The organism is Providencia sp. PROV267 (assembly GCF_028477825.1).
GTDB lineage: Bacteria > Pseudomonadota > Gammaproteobacteria > Enterobacterales > Enterobacteriaceae > Providencia > Providencia stuartii.
In genome coordinates this window covers 223909-246295 of the sequence record NZ_JAMPLX010000009.1, presented here as the reverse complement: position 1 = coordinate 246295, position 22387 = coordinate 223909, and the positions used below count along the sequence as shown (strand labels likewise).

The following is a 22387-nucleotide window of genomic DNA, read 5'->3' as shown; positions in this document are numbered from 1 at the left end:
ATAATTCCTAAACGGGGTCCTTAATTAAAATTACAGACCAAAGTCTGCTGGTGAAAAGCCTAATGCAGTTGCAATATCACGTACCGCGGCTTTCTCATCATTGTCAAAATCACCATCACTTTTGGCGACCGCAATACCAACGCGGATAGCTAACTGAGCGGCTTCAGGTTGATCTTTTAGTGCAAGGATGTATTTCATTGTTTCACCCTTGCCAATTTCTGAGTCGAAATCAAAGCTTGTAATGAGCTTATTAAAAAACTCAATCACTTCAGTGGTATCAAAAACTTTTAACTCATCAGAGGCTTTTAAGAAGCCAAGCATTTTCTGCTTCTCTTCAGAGCTAACGCCATCGCTGGCAATAGCAATACGAGCACAAACAGCCACGGTGCCTTGCATAAATTTTTTGTTTTTAAAACGACCGACTTGTTTGGTTAACTCTGCTCGGCCTGTATTCAATGCATCTTTAACTTTATTGAAAAAACTCATGGTATATCCCCTAATTTCCTTTTGATTATTTAGAACCGGCAGTCCAGCGAAACCCCCAGCCAAAGGCGTTATCCATATCTTTATGACCTTTAAAGAACTGGTTGATACGCTCAACTTTGATAGCGCCTTGCTCGTTCACGAGTCGCGCGATAGCGCACATGCCGCGACCATTATTTCCTTCGGTTAAACGTGTTTCAATTGGTGGTTGATCTGGTACATGAATAGTGACCACACCGTCCGTTTTATCCCAGCTTGGTACACCTTCGTAAATAAAGGCGTAAATCAGTATTTGCTTGATATTTTTCCACTCACGACCATTGATATATATCCATTCGCCACCTGAAACATCACCAGTGCGGTCATCCCCTTGTAACTCGACGAACGGTGGAGAATTAAAGAAGCCGAAAGTGTTTCCAAGCGCTTGGATAACCCCTTTTTCACGGTTCTGTAGCTCAACAAATGCACCTAAATCAAGGTCAATTCCTTTATTTCCACCACCAAATAAGCCACCTAAGAAGCCTGTTGACCCAGTATTACTACCACGGTGCCAATCAAGGTTGATCCTTATCTTCCCAAAATCGTCTTTTTTAACGAGGCTAATTGAAGGTTTTTCTTTAGTTAGAGACACTTTGCTCAGATTCACGGAGGCCGGAGCAGGGGGCGGTGTTGGTGTTGAGGCTGGCGCTGGAGTGGCTGTCGGCGCGGGTGTCGGTGTATCTTCAACATCAACACCAAAATGCTCAGCGAGAGGTTTTAGTCCACCATTAAACCCTTGAGCAATAAAGCGGAACTTCCAACTGTCATTACGGCGATAGAGTTCACCGAGAATTAATGCCGCTTCTTGGCGTCCATTAGTTTCCACCGTGCCGTTTAACAAAACTTCATTATTAGCATCAACTTGAATAGCAAGACGCTGCAAGCCAGCAATGGTTTGGTTGCCGTCACAAGTTGCTGTAAATGCAACTTTTTGCACGCTAGGATGTAAACGATTTAAATCGACGGTAAAGAGGCTATTGTTGCCTTCAGGACGAAAGCTAATGGTTTGATCATCATTCGTTGTTTGACCATAAAAAACCATATCCGCATCGTTTTTAACTTTACCTGTATCGTATAAACGGAAAGCCGAGGCATCAACAGCCATGCCAGATTGAATACGGATCGTCAGGGTTTGAGAAGGAACGGTAGCATTAGCACCTGGAGTCATATTCATGGGCGTACCACCACATTAACGATGTCAGATTGCATATCTTGAATAGTGCGACCTGTAGAAGGCGAACCGTGAGCGGTGAAATCCCACTGACCGTTATTACGACGCAAAGAAGCAATAATGATCCCTGTATGCGAGCCTTGTTCCGTTAATTTATAGTTTGCCAGCTCCTTTTTAGTAGCGTGATCAACAACGCGGCAAAATGCGTTTTCGACTTCATTGAAGGTTTGACCACGGAAGCTATTGACTGTGAATGCGAGGTATTCGGTATTGGCTGGCAGTTTATTGAGTTCTACAAAAATGGTTTCATCATCGCCATCACCTTCACCGGTAAGGTTATCGCCTGAATGAATGACAGAGTTGCAGCTTGATTTTAATTTGCGGAAAGAGACTACATCAATTTGCTTTCCTTGTGCATCAAGTAAAATGCAGCTAGCGTCCAAATCGATTGAATTACCGCCACCAAAAAGCCCACTTAAAAATCCTTTTTTCTTAACCTGAACCGGATCCCAGCCCAAACCAAACATCAGATGATTCAACGCAGGTGCTTGCTTGCTCAGGGAGATGGTTTGATTTTTGCTTAATGAAACCATAATAAAATTCCTTCAAAGTTACGATGAAATAGTGGTTTTTACATAACTAAAATCCAAAATATAAAGTTAATCATATCATGATGAAGTAGTTGGGCAACGCTATTTTTTTCAATATTATTTCTTTTTATTTTAACGTGTTGAATATAAATGATTAATTCATTTTTAGTATATTGATTAATGAGATTTTTCCGAACTAAATGTAAATATATGTAGTTCTAAACTATTAACGGTAATAAATCACAATATGATTGACATGTTGCGGTTTAAATCGCATTATTGCCGATCTTATTATTGGGTGCTTCGGATGGATGTAGGGATTGATGAACAGTAAAATATGGTTTATGGAAGGCTTGTCTTCGCAGCGAGACCTTATTCAAGGTGCTCGTGAGTTTGCTCAACAACAACTGAAAAACATAACGATATTTGCTTCTCATCGTCATGCCCGAAATGAAATTTTATCTCAGGCCGACTATGCACGATTAGAGCCAGAAGATAGTACTGAGCGATTGGCATTTATCACTCGGCTGGTTGAAAAAGAGAAAATATCGGCAATCCAAGCTGGCCGAAATAGTGAATGGTTTGAATCTCACCGCCAGCAAATTGAGTCTCTTGGCGTTAAATTAACAACGGGGGCGATGAGTGTTAGTGCACTTCAGTTAGCCGATGATAAATATGCTTTTGCACAATCAATGGAAAAGCACGGTTTGCCCGTTGTCCCCTCTATTCAGATTGACTCAATTGATGAATTAAAAGCATTTATCGTGAATAACCCTTTTAAAAATGTGCCATTATGTGTGAAACCTATTAAAGGGATTTATGGTATGGGATTTTGGCGTTTTGATGATTCCGTTTCTGCTATGGCGGCATTTACTCACCCTGAGAGTCGTCGAGTTAACCCTCGCCTCTATTTGCAAGCGATGGAACAAGCAGACGGCTTTGAACCTTTAGTCTTAATGCCTTATTTGCCGGGGCCTGAATATTCGGTAGATATGGTTGTCGAACAAGGTCGTGTTATTGCTGCGGTTGCTCGCCGTAAAGAAGGCTCTTTGCAGCACTTAGAAAACTCAGGGGAAGCTTATGAGTTAGGCTGTGCTTGCGCGCAAGTGATGCAAGCCGATGGGATTGTTAATGTGCAAACACGCAATGATGCTCAGGGGAACGCCGTTTTGCTTGAAATCAATATGCGTCCTTCTGGTGGAATAGGTTACACACAACATAGTGGTATCAACCTACCTGGTATTTTTGCTTTGCGGCAGCTTGGTCTAATTAGCCAAGAGGAAGTCGTTGCTGAAAAAGCAAAATTCACACCTTCGATTATACGGCCTATCACAAATTCAATCAGTTATAGTTCAATAACAACCAATTTAATCAGTACGGATAAAAACTAATAATGAAGAGTACGACTGAGCCTGTAGTTTACCGCCGCAATCTGACGACTGGCACTTTGAGTGTTATTCCCACTTGTTCTTTGGACACGCTAGATGAACTCTTTGAAATCGCAGAGAGACGTAACCCGAAACGTGCCTTTCTATTTGTGAGTAAAGTGTTGGGCAGGCATATTCCTGTCCAGCCAAAATTGATGCGTAAAACATATCAGCAATTATGCCAACAATTTCCGTCAACACTTGAAGGGCCTGTTTTATTTATAGGCATGGCAGAAACCGCCGTGGGGTTAGGGGCTGGCGTGTTTGATGAGGCGAGAAAACATTATAAAGATTCTGTCTATTTGACGTCGACTCGTCATCCTGTTGAAGGGGGTGAGTTATTGTGTGAGTTCAAAGAAAATCACAGCCATGCGACGGATCATCTGCTTTATTTACCCCATGACCCTGAATTAAGACGCCGTGTATTGCATGCGCAAACCGTTGTCCTTGTTGATGATGAGGCAACCACGGGAAATACCTTTATTAATTTACTTTGTGCTTTACGTGACGCTGGCGGTTTGACTGAGATTAAACAGGTGATAGCCGTCACCTTAACCGATTGGAGTGGTGACGCTTTACAAGAGCGTAGCCCCTTACCGATACGTACTCTATCGTTAGTGCAGGGGCAATGGCAGTGGCAGCAAAATAAAGATGCGCCTGTCCCCATCATGCCAAATGTGAATATTACAGGAACAGGTCATTTCCCAATTACAGGTAAGCAAAGTTGGGGAAGGTTGGGGATAGCAGCACCGGCTGGAGATTTGGGCCGCCATATCCAAGCCTCTTCCGATGAAAAAATATTGGTGCTTGGCTCAGGGGAATTTGTTTGGGAACCCTTTTTGTTAGCAGAGAGGTTAGAGCAACAAGGTGCGGAGGTAAAATATAGCTCCACAACGCGTTCACCAATTTCTGTTAATTATGCAATTCAATCTGCTATTGCCTTTAAGGATAATTACGGCTTGGGGATCCCTAATTTTGTTTATAACGTTGCCCATCAACATTTCTCACGCATCATACTGTGCATCGAAACACCCAAAGAGAGTGTGGACCCCGTACTACTTGAAGCACTGAATAAAGTGGCCCCAATAGTTGAGGTATTAAGTTATGAGTAGGCCGGTGATTTTTACCGATTTAGATGACACTTTGTTTCAGACCCGGCGGAAAATGGTTGATGAGCTAGACTTAATGCCTTTTCAGGTTGGCGCCTTAGACAGAGACCTAGAGCCACGTAGCTTTATGACCCAAGAGCAAGCCATGCTAGTGGATTGGATGATTGAAAATGCTGATCTGATCCCTGTTACCGCGCGTGGAACGGAAGAGATCCGCCGTGTCACCATCCCCTTTCGTTCTTGGGCCATTACGACACATGGGGCGGTGATCTTAAATCCACAGGGTGAAGAAGATAGGCAGTGGCGAACACAAATATTAGCGAGCCTGCAAAATTACACTGAACAACTGATCCAGATGCAGCAAAAGATCACCGCGTTAATGGCTGAACGCAATATCGATGCTTGGGCACGAATTAATTATGAATATGATAATACGCCCATTTATTTGGTTATGAAGCACCGCGATAGCACTAAATTAGATGAGCTGTATGCCATTGGCGATGAAATTGAGCAGCTATTTTCAACCAAAGGTTTCTATATTCATCGTAACAGTAACAATATTGCTTGGTTGCCTGAGTCGATAGAAAAAGGGCATGCGGTGACTTATTTACTTAATAAATTGAGAAGTGAACGAGGCGTTTTTCCTGTGATTGGTTTAGGTGATAGCTTAAGCGATCATCGTTTTATGAAGCTGTGTAGTTGGTTTGGAATGCCAAAACAGAGTCAGTTTGCTGCTCAAATTAATACAAAGATTTTTGAGGGATTAGACGATGCATGATTTTGAACCTTTTTCTGGTAGCTATTTGCCTGATGATGTCCATTTTTTGTTGCAGCCCGTCACCATCGAAATGACACCTGTTGAGCTAAAAGAGCAACTTATACAGTCAGGGGCAAAGCACTATTCAGATATGCTAAGCCAAGAGCCTGAACCGACTCCGTGGCACCTTGATTTATTTGCGAAAGCCCTTGATTCAGGCGCGGCACGTTTAGCTAGCGAGGTTGTGATGCTAGCCAAAGCGCTAATTCAGCAGTTCGATAAGACCCCAATTGTGCTGACGAGTCTTGTGAGGGCAGGTGTGCCGTTAGGTGTTATGTTGCAACAAACACTACGTGCGATGGGGAAAGAGTCTTATCACTATGGTATCAGTATTATCCGCGATAGAGGAATCGATACCACGGCATTAGAGTGGATTGAGCAGCGTCATGGCACCGAAGGTATTGTGTTTGTTGATGGCTGGACGGGAAAAGGGGCCATAACCGGTGAATTAGTGCGCTCATTAACGGGGCGTGAGGGCTATCCTGCGCAGCCTAGACTCGTCGTACTAGCAGATCCTTGTGGGTGTGCATGGTTGTCTGCGAGCCATGATGATTGGTTGATCCCATTTGGTATCATGGGAGCACCTGTCTCAGGGTTAATTTCACGCTCAATATGGACTGAATCAGGCTTTCATGGCTGTGTTAAATGTGATCATTTAAGCCAATTTGAGTGCAGCCGCCTGCTTGTCGATACCGTTGCCAAACAACGAGATGCTTTAGAGATGGCTTCAATTGCCACACCGTCTCCAAACTCCCCATTATGCGCATCGCTCAAACAGCGTAGCGAGCAGGTAATCAACACGTTGGCAGAGCAATACAGTATTACCAATATTAACCGTATCAAACCAGGGATTGCAGAGGCAACTCGTGCGGTATTACGTCGTGTTCCCGATCATGTTTTAGTGCGCAAAATGAGTGATCCTGATGTCGCTTTGTTGGTTTATTTAGCACAACAGAAAAATATTACTATCACTGAGGTTGGCAATGACATCGGCCAATATCGTGCAGTAACGATTATTAAGAAGGTAAAGTAATGGAGCAGAGACTCTCACCTTGGAAACTAGGTGCTACGCTTTATATGCCAGCAACACGTACTGATATTGCTGATGTTATTTTGAATCACAAAATAGCAGGACTACGTTCATTAATCATCTGTTTAGAAGATTCGGTGAGTGAATCGGATATTCCTCTGGCGCTAAATAACCTGCAAGCTTTACTACTTGAATTATCTGAAGTTAAAAAACAAACGGGTAATCAGGCGTGGCCGTTAGTGTTTATTCGCCCAAGAGAGACGGAAATGGGTGAATGGATAGTGCAACATCTTGATCTCAGTGCAATTGACGGTTTTGTACTGCCAAAATTTACCCAAGAATCACTCCCGGTCTGGTGGAATATCATCGAAAATACACATTTGTGCATGATGCCGACACTGGAAACAGAAGAAGTCTTTGATGTAATACAAATGACTGAACTTGCAAATCATTTACTAGTACACCCTTGTCATGAGCGAATTATTGCGCTACGAATTGGTGGAAATGATTTAATGAATGTGATTTCATTGCGACGTAATCGCCATTTTACGTTATATGATGGACCGATGGGGTATGTGATCAAAATGCTCGTTGCGGTTTTTGGCTCCCGTAATTTCTTTTTAACGGCTCCAGTTTGCGAGCATATCGACGACCATCAAATCATGGAAAAAGAGTTGATGCTTGATATTGCTAATGGCTTAGTGGGGAAAACGGCGATCCATCCTAAGCAGATCAGTAAAATAGAACAAGCACTGATGGTCTCTCAGTCAGAACATTCGGACGCTTTACGTATTTTGAACTCAACTCAAGCGGTGTTTAAATCTCAGGGCGCTATGTGCGAGCCTGCGACTCATCGGCGTTGGGCAATCGGTATTTTAGCTCGTTCAAAAATCTACGGTATCGCACAAGAGCAAGGCAAAATAGGTTCACCACGTTTAAATGCAACACAATGATGAAGTTGATGATTGACGTTTTAAATAATTCGATAGTATAGGAAGTATGGCTTGTGTTATCGACATTATTTTAAGTAAAATCGTTAGTTGGGTTGAAAATGGTTATCATACATGGATTTTCGCATGTTATCGCCAATAGGTGAGTTTTCTTTTGATATAATATATGTTATTAATATTTAAAGATATTATCATATATAAGTATCAAATCTATTTTGTATCCTTAATTTTCGATTTTATTCAAGTAAGTGACAACAATCATGCAACTCAGTACTCGCCAAATCAGAGTTTATACATTAGCCGCGCTTTTAAGTCCGGGGAAGCCAGTTGCTACGACAAAAATAATCTCTTCGCTAGAATGCTCAGAGCCAACGTTGACACGCGTATTGAAAGAGCTGCGTGAAGCTTATGGCGCAGAGATAAAATACAGTAAATCGAATCGTGCTTATCAAATGACCGAAAGAGGGCAATTGGATAATAAAACGATCCGTCGCATGCGCGAAGCATTAGTGGCTAATGAAGAAAGAATGCATCAAGAAATTACTAGTCGGGTAAGATTAGATAAAGACAAAAAGAAGTCAGTTTCATTGTCATTAAAAATGCTTACGTTAAGAAAGATTGACCGACTATCACGTTTAAATAAATCAACTCGTAGTGATGCCGTTGAATTACTGGTTGATAATTTTATTGAGCAGCTTATTCAAAAAATCTCCGCAGAAAATAAAAAAAGCTAACTTATTAAGTGTATCTATTCGTTATGCTTTAAGTTATCGCATTGTTAATGATGCTTTTCCCTAATGTGGGCGAGAAATATAGTCGAGGCGTATCATTAGCATTCATTGAGATTTACTGAATTATGATTAATCCGAATAATAGCCGACTAATTTTAGTCGGCTATTTTTTTACTTAATTTTCAACTATTAACGGGATTGTTCTGATTGCCTTGCTACGAGTACTAAGTGCAATATTGATTGAATTCATGTTGAGATGCATTAAGATATTGTATAAATAAAAAACATAATTTTGAATAGGACTCATTCATGCGCCGATTGCCCGTTTATCTTTTACTTGATACCTCTGGTTCTATGCACGGAGAGCCGATTGAAGCGGTGAAAAATGGTGTGCAAACGCTGTTATCGACACTAAGACAAGATCCTTATGCACTCGAAACAGCCCATGTATCCATTATTACCTTCAACTCAACGGCACAACAAATTGTTCCATTAACCGACCTTATCAATTTTTCCTTACCTGATTTACAAGCGAGTGGCACGACAGCATTGGGAGACGCTCTCTCCGTTGTGGCTCACTGTATCGAAAATGAAGTGCAAAGAACAACCGTAGAGTCAAAAGGTGATTGGCGTCCGTTGGTATTTATTATGACGGATGGGGCACCAACTGATGATTGGAAGGCCGGATTAAACAAATTTAAAGCAGCAAGAACGGGGCTCGTCATTGCTTGTGCAGCGGGGCAATCAGCACAAACAAAAGTGTTAAAAGAGATCACCGAGGTTGTTCTTCAGTTAGATACCGCGGATTCAACGACGATTAAGTCTTTCTTTAAGTGGGTATCTGCAAGTATCTCCGTAGGTAGTCAGAAAGTGGATTTGAGTAAAAAAGATATTGCTGATCTCAATGACTTACCACCACCGCCACCAGAAGTTAATGTGGTACTTTAAAAAGGATTAATTTATGTCAGTTAGCTTAAAGAAAGGCCAAGGCGTCAGTTTAAAGAAAAGTGAATATGATCTTTCCTCTGTCACCATTGGGCTGGGTTGGGATATTAAAGAAGAAAAAAAAGGTTTTCTAGGAAGTCTTTTCGGTAAACAAGAAGAGTACGACTTAGATGTCATTGCTTTTTTATGTGACGCTAATGGTAAGGTTGCAGATTTAGGCAGAATGGAAGGCGGTCAAGCATCTCTTGTTGATGGCGACATTATTTTCTTTAATAGCCTAAGACATAAATCAGGGCAAATTTGGTTGACGGGTGACAACCGTACAGGCGCTGGTGATGGTGACGATGAACAGATTATCGTAAAACTGAACACCCTCGATGACAAATATGCCAAAATTGTCTTCATTGTGCAGATTTATAACGGTAAGCAGTTACAACAACATTTTGGCAAAGTACAAAATGCGTTTATTCGTGCAGTCGATGCGAAAAATGTTGAAATGGCGCGTTTCGATTTATCTGGTGGTGCAGAATTTAATCACCAGCGCTCTATGCTTTTTGCTGAGTTGGTCAGAGAAGACTCTGGCTGGAAATTGAATGCGATAGGTCAACCTTCAGACTCAGATTCATTCGTCTCTTATTTGAAGGATTATTGCTAAATGAGAAGGTTACCCGTTTATCTTTTGATTGATACATCTGGCTCAATGCGAGGTGAATCAATACATGCCGTAAACGTTGGGATCCAAGCTATGCTTAATGCACTAAGGCAAGATCCTTACGCATTAGAGAGTGTTCATATCGCGATCATCACCTATGATAACGAAGCACGTGAATTTATTCCTCTTACCGCATTAGAAAACTTTCAATTTACCGATATTGTCGTGCCTAGCTCTGGAGGGACCTTCACTGGCGCTGCATTGGAATGCTTAATTCAATGTGTTGATAGGGATATTAGACGTACTGACGATACGCAAAAAGGGGATTGGCGACCTTTAGTTTTTTTAATGACAGATGGTACTCCGTCAGACAGCTATGCTTATACCGAAGCCATTAAAGAAATCAAAAAGCGTTCTTTTGGTTCCATTATTGCTTGTGCCGTGGGGCCAAAAGCAAAACATGACCACCTGAAACAGCTAACCTCTCAAGTCGTTGCACTTGAAACACTCGACTCGAATGCCTTTTCCGGTTTCTTTAAATGGGTTTCAGCGAGTGTCTCTTCAGGGAGTTCCAGCGCAGGTATTAATAGTAATCAGGATACCTTGCCTCCTCCACCTCCTGAAATACAACTTGTATTATAGGAATAAAGCAAAGTTTCATTATGAAACTTTGCTTTTATTGGGCTATCCACTGTTTGATGAACAACAGGACAGCTTGAAAGGAATTTACTTGTAATAAGGTTTAGTGATGAGAAGACTGCCTATTTTCTTCGTGCTTGACTGTTCTGAATCCATGGTGGGAGAAAACCTAAAAAAAATGAATGAGGGTCTACAGATGATCGTCAACGATCTCAGAAAAGACCCTCATGCATTAGAAACAGCTTGGATTTCCATTATCGCTTTTGCGGGTATTGCTAAAACAATTGTGCCGTTAACGGAAGTTGTTTCCTTCTATCCACCTCAATTGCCCATAGGGGGTGGAACCAGTCTTGGTAGCGCCCTGAAAGAATTATCCTATCAAATAGATACTCAAGTCCAAAAAACCACTTATGAAAGAAAAGGGGATTGGAAGCCTGTGGTCTATTTACTGACAGATGGGCGACCTACCGATAATGTGGCACCGGAAATTCAGCGTTGGAAAGAAAAATATGCCTCTAAAGTCAACTTAATTGCGATTGGCTTAGGCGCCTCTGCTGACTTAAACGTATTATCGCAATTAACGGAGAACGTTTTATTGTTCACGGAAGCTCAGGAAGGGGATTTTACTAAATTTATCAAATGGATTACGGCATCCGTTGTTTCCCAAAGTCGCAGTGTGGGCGATGAAGCACCACCACTATTGCATAAGACAGAGCAAGTGGTGCGGTTAGCTAAAGATGAAATTGCGGCAAGTTATGATGATACTTGCGTCACTTTTGTCGGGCGTTGTAACCGTTCTAAACGGCCTTATTTGATGAAATATGAACGTCCACCAACACATCTACCTAACCTGAACTTCAAATTGAACCTCAGTCACTTTAACCTTACAGGGTGTTACACAATTGATGAAAGTTATTTTGCGTGGAGCGATGATAGCGCGAATATGTCACAAGTGAACACTAGCGAGCTAAATGGTACGCCAGGTTGCCCATATTGTGGTAATGCGACCGCTTTCGCCGTCTGTGCCTGTGGCAAATTACTCTGTGTCAATGGCCCTGAATCTGTCATCTGTCCTTGGTGTGAAAGGGGGATCTCTTTTAACAATAGTGATGACCAGTCTGATTTTGATGTGACTAGAGGAAAAGGGTAATGGATCAAAATGCACTATTGATTAAATTGCTGCTAGAGCACGCAATTAGAAATCGTAATATGCCTATTTCTGAAAGCGCTTTGGTGGCAATTTATGAAGATAAACAGATAGCTGAAGCCATTTTTAACATTCTTGAGCAAATCCAAGAAAAATGTGCAGATATTAAAGAGCAGGCACAGTTTGCTGATAGGTTAAATGAGTGCCAATTCAGTGATTCACAACTGACTCTATTATTGCCTTATTTGCAAAGCCAGTCACAGCAGGTCACCGAGCCTGTATCTTTGGAAAAAGAGCCCGTGCTTAAACCGGGGCAGATCCCCGCAGCAGGCAATGCGAATATCACGAAAGAACCCGTTTCTCTGCCTCCTACTGCGAGCATTGTGATCGCAAATGGGCGAGTTGGGCTTGCCTTTAATTCTCAAGTTCAAGTGTTATTGAGTAATGGTGAAACGGCAACCGTTGAGCGTGTCGATTTTTCAGATGAGATTGGCGTTACCTTTGATGCTGAAACATCAATGTTATCAGGCGTACCAACACAAAGTGGCAACATTAAGATGTCGGTAGTTTGGTCAAGTGAAGGCCGAGAGCCTTGTACCACAGAGGGGATTTTTATTATCAATCCTGATCCTCGTAGTCTATGGCAAATTAATGAGCCACCAGCAGATAGCCCTTACCCTAAAAAGCATATTGACCATCAAATTATTTCAGAAGGCCCATTGCGTATTGCAGCAGCAAGCCGCCGTGGTCGCTCTCATGAACACGCTGGATCATTTCGTGATGATGATTTTTATATTCACCATGATGATAAAAGTGGTTGGAGCTTAATGATTGTTGCTGATGGCGCAGGCAGTGCAAAAAACTCACGTGAAGGCTCACGTATTGCGGTCAATACGTTCGGTGAGTACCTTAACGGGCGGTTATCGAGTGCTAGCGATGAAGAAAGAGCACAATTTATGGGAGCGCTGACGTCATGGGATGCGGAATCAACCAAATATATCGGTGCCTACTTTGCTAAGTTGTTCCATAACGCAGCACAATTGACGATCAATAATATTAAAAATGAAGCTATTCACGTTGATCAACCGATTAAATCATTCTCAACGACATTACTGGCAACGGCCTCAATGCGTGTTGGCGATGAGTTATTCGCGGCTTCGTTTTGGATGGGGGATGGGGCAATTGCGGTTTATGGTCCAGCAGGTAAAGTACGTCTTCTTGGTGTACCCGACAGTGGGGAGTATGCAGGGCAAACCCGTTTCCTCGATGAGAGTGAAATCAATGATAACGACTTTAATCGGCGGATCGGGATTGGTAAATGGCCTGAAATCACTCACCTGATCCTGATGACTGATGGGGTTTCTGATCCTATTTTTGAAACCGATAACGGCCTGAAAGATCCACAGCGATGGGATGATCTTCTTGAGCAAATAACGCCTTGTTTAGAAGGCCCTGTAGAGGCTGATAAAAAGCTTGCCGAATGGTTAAATTTTTTCTCAGCAGGTAATCATGATGATCGCACCATCATTGTTGCTTGGTAACCGTTCTGAAATATAAATTTGGTGGTTTTTATGGCAAATATTATTACCTGTACAACTCAGGATGGGAAAACCGTTCAATACGTTGACGAAATTATTGGTTCAGGCTCCATGAAGGATGTCTATTTTTCGCCAGACAGATCTTATGTCGTCGCATTTTATAAAACGCCCCAAAATGCGCAAGCGCTTGAACGTATTGATATGATCACAGGGCAATACAGAAAAAATATTTTTGAGCAAATTGGTGGTGAATACTGGAAAGGTTTGTTTTGTTGGCCAACCGATATTGTGAAGCATGAAGGTAAGGTTGGTATTGTTGTTCCAACTTATCAATCCCATTTTTTCTTTAAATATGGCTCTAAGAATAATGACTTCCTAGCGATTAAAGGCCGTGAAAAAGAAGGAAAGTGGTTTGCCAGCGCAAATAATCAAAATAAATTCTTAGATCCGCGTGAACGCGGCAATATGCTGAATTACTTGAAAGTGTGTCTTTTGTTGGCAAGAGCCGTTCGCCGAATGCACGCTGCGGGTCTGTGTCACAGTGATCTAAGCTATAAAAACGTGCTAATCGACCCTGAACAGGGGCATGCGTGCGTGATTGATATTGATGGGTTAGTGGTTCCTGGAAAATATCCCCCCGATGTGGTCGGTACGCCAGATTTTATTGCACCGGAAGTGGTCAAAACGGCTCATTTAGCCAAATCCGACCCAAATCGTATTTTACCGAGTATTACTACAGATAGGCATGCGTTATCAGTTCTGATCTATATGTATTTATTTTATCGACATCCACTGCGTGGCGGTAAAATTCATGATATGGATGATGAGATGAATGATGAAAGCTTATTAATGGGGGAAAAAGCGCTTTTTATTGAACACCCTACCGATAGAAGTAATGCCGTTAAATTGAATCAGGTTAAACCTTCATCTTTGCCTTGGGCTGATCCTGAAAAAATCCCTTATACCGTGATGGGGCCTTATTTAACGCCGTTATTTGAAAAAGCGTTTATTGCTGGTCTGCACGAACCCTCTCTCAGGCCTACTGCGGATGAGTGGGAAACGGCACTAGTAAAAACTGTCGATCTCATTCAACCGTGTCAAAACCATGATTGTGAGCAGCAATGGTATGTTTTTTCTGGGAAAATGCACCCTGTTTGCCCTTATTGTGGCACTGCATACTCAGGTAAATTACCGATCTTAAACCTATACTCTTCACGTAAAGCGGGAAATTATCGACCAGATGACCACCGGTTGATGGTATGGAGTGGGCAATCACTTTATGCTTGGCATGTTAATCGACTTATTGCGCCTAATGAGCGAACAACGGATGAGCAAAAGAAACGTGTTGGTTATTTTATTTTCCACAATAACCAATGGTGGTTAGTGAATGAACGTATTAATGGCTTGATGGTATTACCAGAAAAAAGACAGATACCTATTGGCGATAAGATTGCATTGACTGATGGCTTGCAGTTTGTGTTATCGACAGAAGAAGGCGGCCGACTAGTCGTCGTTCAATTAATTTCTAATGATTAGCTGACTTATCTCACACGCTAGCCACAGAGGACCCCCTTCTGTGGCTATTCCTATTTTTCCCACAACTTTTTCTGATAATTTCTAGCCATTATACGCTTTTGTTAATAATTCAAGATTAGAGCTAGCAGAGTCTCAAGAGGCTCGCTAAGCTATATCACAATGATTTTTCACATGACGATGTTGTGGTGGCGAGTGAAGTGGTATTAGGCCTCACATTCACCGCAAAACGGACAAAAAGGATAGCAAATGGCAAATTCAATGGTACGTGTTGCAATTGTTGGTGCAGGAGGGCGCATGGGGCGTCAGCTTATTCAGGCAACACAAAATCAAGAGGGTATCCGGTTAGGGGCAGCAATTGAGCGCGTCGGTTCATCATTAGTTGGAACGGACGCGGGTGAGCTTGCGGGAGTCGGCAAACTGGGTATTGCTGTCGTTGATACATTGGATAAAGTTGTTGATGATTTTGATGTCGTGATTGATTTCACGCGTCCCGAAGGTACGTTGAATTATTTAGCTTTTTGCCGCGCTAACCATAAGGCGATGGTAATTGGTACAACCGGTTTTGACGATCAAGGCAAACATGCCATCGCCGAAGCCGCTAAATCGATCCCTATTGTGTTTGCAGCAAATTTCAGTGTTGGCGTTAACTTAGTGCTGAAATTGCTGGAAAAAGCGGCGAAAGTGATGGGAGATTACACGGATATTGAGATCATCGAGGCTCACCATCGCCATAAAGTCGATGCCCCTTCAGGTACGGCACTGGCTATGGGTGAGTCGATTGCTCATGCACTAGGTAAAGATCTTAAAGAGTGTGCAGTATATGCGCGTGAAGGCCATACCGGAGAGCGCGAAGCTGGCACAATTGGTTTTGCGACTGTACGAGCGGGTGACATTGTTGGTGAGCACACTGCAATGTTTGCCGATATTGGTGAGCGTGTAGAGATAACTCACAAGGCTTCCAGTCGAATGACCTTTGCTAATGGGGCAATTAAAGCATCTTCATGGGTAGTTGCTCAAAATGCAGGTTTATATAATATGAAAGATGTTCTCGATTTAGAGAATTTATAGACTTATGTTTTAATATTATTGATGCAAATCATGATGTTATTTACATATTTGTTGTGATTTGCATCTATTGTTATATGTTTTATAAATTACCTTTGTTTTTTGATGTTTAGTTGTTTTTTCTAAGTCTTTTTGCTTAAAAAATAGACTTTCTTCGATACTCTTCCTGCTTTACCATAAGATATTCACTTAATTCAGTTTGCAACCGTTTACTTAGGTACTATTGATGTTAGTTTTGCTAGCCATCGCACTAAAAATCGGGCTGATCACTAAAAAAGTAACAAAAAAATGAAAAAAATGCGTTTTTTCCTAGACAAGACCTCATCTCATCATTAGAATGCGCGCAATTTGCCAAAAATTTGCTTAAAAACGCATTTTGGCATTGATTTAGATCCTCAAATCTGAATTAATATGCACTAATTGTGATTTATTATTCCCTGGAGGGTGTTTTGATTAAGTCAGCTATACTGGTTCTCGAAGACGGAACCGAATTCCACGGGCGCGCCATTGGTGCTGAAGGGGCCGCTGTTGGAGAAGTCGTTTTCAATACGTCAATGACCGGATATCAAGAAATAATTACCGACCCTTCCTATTCCCGCCAAATTGTTACTCTCACCTATCCCCATATTGGTAATGTCGGCACTAATGCTGATGACGAAGAATCCCCAAATGTTCATGCTCAAGGTTTGATTATTCGTGACCTACCACTGGTTTATAGTAACTTTCGCGGTCAGGAAGGCCTATCAGAATACCTGAAACGTCATAATGTCGTTGCTATCGCCGATATTGATACACGTAAATTAACGCGTTTATTAAGAGAAAAAGGGGCTCAGAACGGCTGTATCATTGCCGGTGATGCACCAGATGCGGCGTTGGCGCTGGAAAAAGCTCGCGCATTCTCTGGCCTAAACGGTTTAGATTTGGCGAAAGAAGTGTGCACGAAAGAAGCATACAGTTGGACTCAAGGCTCTTGGACTTTGGCTGATGGTCAACTGAGTGCGAAAAGTGAAGATGAGCTACCGTTACATGTAGTCGCTTATGACTTTGGGGCTAAGCGTAATATTTTACGTATGCTAGTGGATCGTGGGTGCCGTTTGACTGTCGTTCCTGCAACAACACCAGCAGAAACCGTATTGGCGATGGATCCAGATGGTATTTTCCTTTCTAACGGGCCTGGCGACCCTGCCCCTTGTGACTATGCTATCAAAGCAATTCAAGATTTCTTAAAAACAGAAATTCCTGTTTTTGGTATCTGCCTAGGGCACCAGCTACTGGCGTTAGCAAGCGGCGCAAGTACGATGAAAATGAAGTTTGGTCACCATGGTGCAAACCATCCAGTTAAAGATTTAGATCAAAATGTTGTCATGATCACAGCACAAAACCATGGTTTTGCTGTCGATGAGTCAACATTACCCGACACATTACGTGTGACACATAAGTCATTGTTTGATGGCACTCTGCAAGGTATTCACCGTACGGATAAGCCAGCGTTTAGTTTCCAAGGGCACCCTGAAGCAAGTTCTGGCCCTCACGATGCGGCGAAATTGTTCGATCACTTCATCGAACTTATCCATGAATATCGCCAGAACCAACCTCGTCATAACGCAAAATAATCGGGAGCAGAAAAATGCCAAAACGTACAGATATAAAAAGTATTCTGATTCTAGGGGCTGGCCCGATTGTTATCGGCCAAGCATGTGAATTTGACTATTCAGGTGCGCAAGCGTGTAAAGCACTGCGTGAAGAAGGCTATCGCGTTATTTTAGTCAACTCTAACCCAGCAACCATCATGACTGACCCTGAAATGGCTGATGCAACGTATATTGAGCCAATTCATTGGGAAGTGGTGCGTAAAATCATCGAAAAAGAGCGTCCAGATGCGGTGCTGCCAACCATGGGTGGGCAAACTGCTTTGAACTGTGTACTGGAGCTTGAGCGTAAAGGCGTATTAGCTGAGTTCGGTGTGACAATGATTGGTGCCACCGCCGATGCGATTGATAAAGCCGAAGACCGCCAACGTTTTGATAAAGCCATGAAAAAAATTGGCTTGGATACAGCGCGCTCCGGTATCGCACACAATATGGAAGAAGCCTACGCGGTAGCTGAAGATGTTGGGTTCCCTTGTATTATCCGTCCTTCATTTACGATGGGGGGAACTGGCGGTGGTATTGCTTATAACCGTGAAGAATTTGAAGAAATCTGTACGCGCGGCCTTGACCTCTCACCAACCAATGAGCTACTGATTGATGAGTCGCTCATTGGCTGGAAAGAGTACGAAATGGAAGTGGTACGCGACAAAAATGATAACTGCATTATTGTTTGTTCAATTGAAAACTTTGATGCGATGGGGATCCATACGGGTGACTCTATCACCGTTGCGCCAGCCCAGACACTGACCGATAAAGAATATCAAATTATGCGTGATGCCTCGATGGCGGTATTGCGTGAGATTGGTGTTGAAACTGGAGGCTCTAACGTTCAATTTGCCGTCAATCCCAAAAATGGACGTTTGATTGTTATTGAGATGAACCCTCGTGTATCGCGCTCTTCCGCACTTGCTTCGAAAGCGACTGGTTTCCCAATTGCCAAAATTGCCGCTAAGCTTGCTGTTGGCTACACACTTGATGAGCTAATGAATGATATTACAGGTGGTCGTACACCTGCATCATTCGAACCTTCCATTGACTATGTCGTCACAAAAATTCCTCGTTTCAATTTCGAAAAATTTGCGGGCACGAATGACCGCCTGACAACGCAAATGAAGTCCGTTGGTGAGGTGATGGCAATTGGTCGCACCTTCCAAGAGTCAATGCAAAAAGCATTACGTGGCCTTGAAGTTGGCGCGACTGGTTTTGATCCAAAAGTTAGCCAAGATGATCCTGAAGCACTAACACGTATTCGTCGCGAGTTAAAAGACGCGGGCGCAGAGCGTATTTGGTATATTGCCGATGCCTTCCGTGCAGGACTATCCGTTGACGGTATTTTCAACCTAACTAACATCGACCGCTGGTTCTTAGTGCAAATCGAAGAGCTGGTGCGCTTAGAAGAACAAGTTACAGAGCTAGGCATTAATGGGTTAACCAAAACGTTTTTAAGCGTTTTGAAACGCAAAGGTTTTGCTGATGCACGTTTAGCAAAACTTGTTGGTGTCTCTGAAGCTGAGCTACGTAAACTGCGTCAAGGTTATGGCTTACACCCTGTTTATAAGCGTGTTGATACCTGTGCGGCTGAGTTTGCAACAGATACCGCTTATATGTACTCCACCTATGAAGATGAGTGTGAGTCTAACCCTAATTTCGACAAGCCTAAAGTTATGGTATTAGGTGGTGGTCCAAACCGTATAGGTCAAGGTATTGAATTTGACTATTGCTGTGTTCATGCTTCGTTGGCACTACGTGAAGATGGGTATGAAACCATCATGGTTAACTGTAACCCTGAGACGGTTTCAACAGACTATGACACCTCAGACCGCCTCTATTTTGAGCCAGTTACCTTAGAAGATGTACTTGAAATTGTACGTATTGAGCAGCCAAAAGGGGTTATTGTTCAATATGGCGGGCAGACGCCATTAAAACTGGCTCGTGCCCTAGAAGCGGCTGGTGTACCCGTCATCGGTACTAGCCCAGATGCCATTGACCGTGCAGAAGACCGTGAACGTTTCCAACAAGCGGTTAATCGCTTGAACCTGAAGCAGCCACAAAATGCGACTGTAGTGACGATTGAGCAGGCGGTTGAAAAAGCGTCAGGCATCGGTTATCCGCTGGTGGTACGTCCATCCTATGTTTTAGGAGGACGTGCGATGGAAATCGTTTATGACGAATCTGATCTACGTCGCTATTTCCAAACTGCCGTGAGTGTTTCTAACGATGCACCAGTACTACTCGACCGTTTCCTAGATGATGCAGTTGAAGTAGACGTTGACGCAATCTGTGATGGTGAAATGGTGTTGATTGGCGGCATCATGGAGCATATTGAACAAGCTGGGGTGCACTCAGGTGATTCAGCATGCTCATTACCTGCTTATACACTTAGCCAAGAAATTCAAGATGTGATGCGTGAGCAAGTGCGTAACTTGGCATTTGAGTTACGTGTTCGTGGCTTGATGAACGTCCAGTTTGCCGTAAAAGATAACGAAGTTTATCTTATCGAAGTGAACCCACGTGCAGCGCGTACTGTTCCATTTGTATCTAAAGCGACTGGGCTGCCTCTGGCAAAAATTGCTGCGCGAGTGATGGTTGGTCAATCATTGACAGAACAAGGGATGACGAAAGAGATTATTCCTCCTTATTATTCTGTAAAAGAAGTGGTGCTACCGTTTAATAAATTCCAAGGTGTTGACCCAATTTTGGGGCCAGAGATGCGCTCAACAGGGGAAGTGATGGGCGTTGGCCGTACATTTGCGGAGGCTTTCGCGAAAGCAATGTTAGGCAGTAACTCGACAATGAAAAAATCCGGTCGTGCATTGTTGTCTGTGCGCGAAGGGGATAAAACTCGTGTCGTTGATTTGGCGGCTAAATTGCTTAAGCATGGTTTTGAATTGGATGCGACCCATGGTACGGCCATCGTCTTAGGTGAAGCTGGGATCAACCCTCGTTTGGTCAACAAAGTGCATGAAGGTCGTCCTCATATCCAAGATAGGATCAAAAATGGTGAATACGATTATATTGTGAACACTACGGCTGGTCGTCAAGCGATTGAGGATTCTAAGTTAATACGCCGTAGCGCATTACAATATAAAGTACACTATGATACGACGTTGAATGGCGGCTTTGCGACCACAATGTCATTAAGCGCTGATCCAACGGAAAAAGTGATTTCAGTGCAAGAGATGCATGCTCTAATTAAATAATGCAATAAGATAAGTTTAAAGCCCTGTCCTTAATCTTAAGTGGCAGGGCTTTTTTATTTTAAGAAAATGCTATTGTGTTGCTTCTCTGTGTTTTAATATTTTGTATTCAATATCTTTTATCCACGAAAGTTTGAGATCATGGAATTGCTGGTCGGCAGCATAGAGCGCGGCTCCCCGCAAAGAAAGCTCTCGGAGGTTACTTTGTGGAATGTTGGCAACACTCATTTCTCGGTTGTATTGGCGAAATGACTCTATCTTTTGATCACAGTAACCAAGAGCCGCTTCGGCTATTTGGCTGGCAGGTTGGTCATATTGTCTTGCGATATCAAAAGCATATTGGTCAATACACGCTTTAGCTTCCTCGGCTTTCTCATACCCAGGCGTACTCGGCTCTCCGGTGTTTAGGGGATTTGCTAACCCTAAAGAAGGGAGTAAAAGCAATCCTATACATATTGCTTTCATACTCATTAATTTCACCATTATTATTCAGTGTGGGTTATTCCGCGAAAATTATAATCAGTGTGTTTGTGAAGATAAAGATGATCTAGAAAGAGAAAAAAAGATAAAATTCTTGTCAGAAACGGTTGACTCTCACGTAACGTGAGGCACTAACCTGCACATCAATCACAGGAGGTTCGATATGCTATTTCAAGTGGGTGAGATTGCACAAAAAACAGGGCTAACCATTCGCACACTTCATCATTATGAAGAGATAGGATTACTCGTTCCAACTGCGAGAACCGATGCGGGTTATCGACTCTATAACGTACAGTGTCTCGAGCGTTTAACTCAAATTCAAATGCTCAGACAAGTGGGCGTTAAACTCAAAGACATCGGTAAAATCTTAGATGGCCATAGTGGGAATATGGCGCAATTGTTACAGGAGCGTATTAGTGCGCTTTCTGAACAGATGAAACAGATAGCCAAACTACGCTATCGGTTAGAGCAGCTTCAATTACAAATGCAAGCTGGCGATATTCTCACTCAGGCTGATTGGTTTTCCATATTGGAGATGATGTCTATGTACGACAAGTATTTTACACCGAAAGAATTAGAAAAAATGCCATTATATACGGCGAATACGTTAAAAAGCCAAGAGTGGCAGCAACGCGTAGAAACCGTTAAAAACCTTATGCAAGAAGGTGTTACACCTGACTCTGAACAAGCGCGCAAAGTGTCAGCGGAGTGGATGATCGCTTTAGAGCGTGATACTGGTGGGAACCCTGACTTTTTCGCTAGATTGAATAAAATTCATTTGTCGGATAATGAATTTGCATTGTCTTCAGGTATTACTGAGGAAATGATTGAATATGTGGCGAAAGGGTTTAGCGAGCACCAGCTTGCGATTTTTAAGTCTTATTTAACGGATTCACAGTTTGCATTTGTGCGTGAACACTACTTTGAATCAGGTAAAGTATGGCCTGAATTGATTGCGGGCTTATACAGAGCGCAGCAATCAGGTGTATCACCTGAATCACCAGAAGTGCAATCCTTGGCTAAAACATGGTTAAACATGTTTAATCAATTTACTGGGGGAGACCCTGAATTACAGGAAAAAATTCGTCAAATTTATCGCGAAAACCCTGTTATTTCACAAGGTACGTGGATGACCCCTGAAATTGGTCAATACTTATTTGCGGCCTTAACAGCGCATTAAAATCAGCCATCG

The 22387-nt window shown here is 42.6% G+C and carries 20 protein-coding genes; 16 read left to right on the top strand and 4 right to left on the bottom strand.

The genetic code is table 11. The annotated features are described in order from the left end of the window. Positions 1-30 precede the first annotated feature (30 nt). From PR709_RS08075 to PR709_RS08065, 3 genes are read right to left on the bottom strand one after another with little or no spacing between them, the layout of a single operon-like run. A complete protein-coding gene (locus PR709_RS08075; protein ID WP_004926805.1) occupies positions 31-486 on the bottom strand; it encodes a tellurite resistance TerB family protein in 456 nt (151 codons plus the stop codon). A gap of 25 nt (positions 487-511) precedes the next feature. Beyond that, complete coding sequence (locus PR709_RS08070) at positions 512-1696, bottom strand: TerD family protein (RefSeq protein ID WP_061064686.1); 1185 nt, start codon at positions 1694-1696, stop codon at positions 512-514. Beyond that, entirely contained in the window at positions 1693-2286 is a 594-nt protein-coding gene (locus tag PR709_RS08065; protein WP_004926810.1) for a TerD family protein, read from the bottom strand. The genes PR709_RS08070 and PR709_RS08065 overlap by 4 nt, the downstream gene beginning before the upstream one ends. Positions 2287-2606: 320 nt before the next feature. Between PR709_RS08065 and PR709_RS08060 the strand changes: the two genes are divergently transcribed. The 15 genes from PR709_RS08060 to carB all read left to right on the top strand — a co-directional run bounded on the left by PR709_RS08060 (position 2607) and on the right by carB (position 20718). Next, positions 2607-3674, top strand: a complete 1068-nt coding sequence (locus tag PR709_RS08060) for an ATP-grasp domain-containing protein (RefSeq protein WP_014656809.1) — start codon at positions 2607-2609, stop codon at positions 3672-3674. Between the two features lie 2 nt (positions 3675-3676). Next, entirely contained in the window at positions 3677-4822 is a 1146-nt protein-coding gene (locus PR709_RS08055; RefSeq protein ID WP_004926817.1) for a phosphoribosyltransferase domain-containing protein, read from the top strand. Further along, positions 4815-5597, top strand: a complete 783-nt coding sequence (locus tag PR709_RS08050) for a hypothetical protein (protein WP_004926821.1) — start codon at positions 4815-4817, stop codon at positions 5595-5597. The genes PR709_RS08055 and PR709_RS08050 overlap by 8 nt, the downstream gene beginning before the upstream one ends. Further along, positions 5590-6669, top strand: a complete 1080-nt coding sequence (locus tag PR709_RS08045; protein ID WP_004926823.1) for a cysteine protease StiP family protein — start codon at positions 5590-5592, stop codon at positions 6667-6669. The genes PR709_RS08050 and PR709_RS08045 overlap by 8 nt, the downstream gene beginning before the upstream one ends. Next, positions 6669-7619 (top strand): HpcH/HpaI aldolase/citrate lyase family protein, encoded by a 951-nt coding sequence (locus PR709_RS08040; protein WP_004926828.1) that lies wholly within the window; start codon positions 6669-6671, stop codon positions 7617-7619. Before PR709_RS08045 ends, PR709_RS08040 begins: the two co-directional genes overlap by 1 nt. Before the next feature lie 257 nt (positions 7620-7876). Then, positions 7877-8350: a hypothetical protein gene (locus tag PR709_RS08035; protein WP_004926830.1), complete on the top strand. Its 474-nt coding sequence runs from the start codon at positions 7877-7879 to the stop codon at positions 8348-8350. Positions 8351-8656: 306 nt separating this feature from the next. Then, positions 8657-9295, top strand: coding sequence for a vWA domain-containing protein (locus PR709_RS08030; RefSeq protein ID WP_014656804.1), 639 nt, complete (start codon positions 8657-8659; stop codon positions 9293-9295). Between the two features lie 13 nt (positions 9296-9308). After that, a complete protein-coding gene (locus PR709_RS08025) occupies positions 9309-9947 on the top strand; it encodes a TerD family protein (protein ID WP_004926835.1) in 639 nt (212 codons plus the stop codon). Then, entirely contained in the window at positions 9948-10586 is a 639-nt protein-coding gene (locus PR709_RS08020) for a vWA domain-containing protein (protein ID WP_004926837.1), read from the top strand. A gap of 106 nt (positions 10587-10692) precedes the next feature. After that, positions 10693-11733, top strand: a complete 1041-nt coding sequence (locus tag PR709_RS08015) for a TerY-C metal binding domain-containing protein (RefSeq protein WP_272570853.1) — start codon at positions 10693-10695, stop codon at positions 11731-11733. Then, complete coding sequence (locus PR709_RS08010; protein WP_272570852.1) at positions 11733-13271, top strand: PP2C family serine/threonine-protein phosphatase; 1539 nt, start codon at positions 11733-11735, stop codon at positions 13269-13271. The genes PR709_RS08015 and PR709_RS08010 overlap by 1 nt, the downstream gene beginning before the upstream one ends. Before the next feature lie 30 nt (positions 13272-13301). After that, on the top strand, positions 13302-14804 hold the full coding sequence (locus tag PR709_RS08005) for a helix-hairpin-helix domain-containing protein (RefSeq protein WP_272570851.1): 1503 nt from the start codon (positions 13302-13304) through the stop codon (positions 14802-14804). Between the two features lie 246 nt (positions 14805-15050). Further along, complete coding sequence (gene dapB, locus PR709_RS08000) at positions 15051-15872, top strand: 4-hydroxy-tetrahydrodipicolinate reductase (RefSeq protein ID WP_272570850.1); 822 nt, start codon at positions 15051-15053, stop codon at positions 15870-15872. A gap of 446 nt (positions 15873-16318) precedes the next feature. Continuing rightward, positions 16319-17482: a glutamine-hydrolyzing carbamoyl-phosphate synthase small subunit gene (gene carA / locus PR709_RS07995; RefSeq protein ID WP_014656798.1), complete on the top strand. Its 1164-nt coding sequence runs from the start codon at positions 16319-16321 to the stop codon at positions 17480-17482. A 14-nt stretch (positions 17483-17496) separates the two neighbouring features. After that, positions 17497-20718 (top strand): carbamoyl-phosphate synthase large subunit, encoded by a 3222-nt coding sequence (gene carB / locus PR709_RS07990; protein WP_272570849.1) that lies wholly within the window; start codon positions 17497-17499, stop codon positions 20716-20718. Between the two features lie 69 nt (positions 20719-20787). On the opposite strand, the gene PR709_RS07985 is transcribed toward carB, so the two are convergent. Further along, positions 20788-21186 carry a hypothetical protein gene (locus PR709_RS07985; RefSeq protein WP_014656796.1) on the bottom strand — a complete coding sequence of 133 codons (399 nt, stop codon included), beginning with the start codon at positions 21184-21186 and terminating at the stop codon, positions 20788-20790. A gap of 172 nt (positions 21187-21358) precedes the next feature. On the opposite strand from PR709_RS07985, the gene PR709_RS07980 reads away from it, so the two are divergent. After that, a complete protein-coding gene (locus PR709_RS07980) occupies positions 21359-22375 on the top strand; it encodes a MerR family transcriptional regulator (protein ID WP_004926864.1) in 1017 nt (338 codons plus the stop codon). Positions 22376-22387: the final 12 nt, after the last annotated feature.

Bases quoted from the DNA above. Each gene is read 5' to 3' on its own strand.
- PR709_RS08075 (WP_004926805.1), bottom strand. From the start codon at position 486: ATGAGTTTTTTCAATAAAGTTAAAGATGCATTGAATACAGGCCGAGCA.
- PR709_RS08070 (WP_061064686.1), bottom strand. From the start codon at position 1,696: ATGAATATGACTCCAGGTGCTAATGCTACCGTTCCTTCTCAAACCCTG.
- PR709_RS08065 (WP_004926810.1), bottom strand. From the start codon at position 2,286: ATGGTTTCATTAAGCAAAAATCAAACCATCTCCCTGAGCAAGCAAGCA.
- PR709_RS08060 (WP_014656809.1), top strand. From the start codon at position 2,607: ATGAACAGTAAAATATGGTTTATGGAAGGCTTGTCTTCGCAGCGAGAC.
- PR709_RS08055 (WP_004926817.1), top strand. From the start codon at position 3,677: ATGAAGAGTACGACTGAGCCTGTAGTTTACCGCCGCAATCTGACGACT.
- PR709_RS08050 (WP_004926821.1), top strand. From the start codon at position 4,815: ATGAGTAGGCCGGTGATTTTTACCGATTTAGATGACACTTTGTTTCAG.
- PR709_RS08045 (WP_004926823.1), top strand. From the start codon at position 5,590: ATGCATGATTTTGAACCTTTTTCTGGTAGCTATTTGCCTGATGATGTC.
- PR709_RS08040 (WP_004926828.1), top strand. From the start codon at position 6,669: ATGGAGCAGAGACTCTCACCTTGGAAACTAGGTGCTACGCTTTATATG.
- PR709_RS08035 (WP_004926830.1), top strand. From the start codon at position 7,877: ATGCAACTCAGTACTCGCCAAATCAGAGTTTATACATTAGCCGCGCTT.
- PR709_RS08030 (WP_014656804.1), top strand. From the start codon at position 8,657: ATGCGCCGATTGCCCGTTTATCTTTTACTTGATACCTCTGGTTCTATG.
- PR709_RS08025 (WP_004926835.1), top strand. From the start codon at position 9,309: ATGTCAGTTAGCTTAAAGAAAGGCCAAGGCGTCAGTTTAAAGAAAAGT.
- PR709_RS08020 (WP_004926837.1), top strand. From the start codon at position 9,948: ATGAGAAGGTTACCCGTTTATCTTTTGATTGATACATCTGGCTCAATG.
- PR709_RS08015 (WP_272570853.1), top strand. From the start codon at position 10,693: ATGAGAAGACTGCCTATTTTCTTCGTGCTTGACTGTTCTGAATCCATG.
- PR709_RS08010 (WP_272570852.1), top strand. From the start codon at position 11,733: ATGGATCAAAATGCACTATTGATTAAATTGCTGCTAGAGCACGCAATT.
- PR709_RS08005 (WP_272570851.1), top strand. From the start codon at position 13,302: ATGGCAAATATTATTACCTGTACAACTCAGGATGGGAAAACCGTTCAA.
- dapB (WP_272570850.1), top strand. From the start codon at position 15,051: ATGGCAAATTCAATGGTACGTGTTGCAATTGTTGGTGCAGGAGGGCGC.
- carB (WP_272570849.1), top strand. From the start codon at position 17,497: ATGCCAAAACGTACAGATATAAAAAGTATTCTGATTCTAGGGGCTGGC.
- PR709_RS07985 (WP_014656796.1), bottom strand. From the start codon at position 21,186: ATGAGTATGAAAGCAATATGTATAGGATTGCTTTTACTCCCTTCTTTA.
- PR709_RS07980 (WP_004926864.1), top strand. From the start codon at position 21,359: ATGCTATTTCAAGTGGGTGAGATTGCACAAAAAACAGGGCTAACCATT.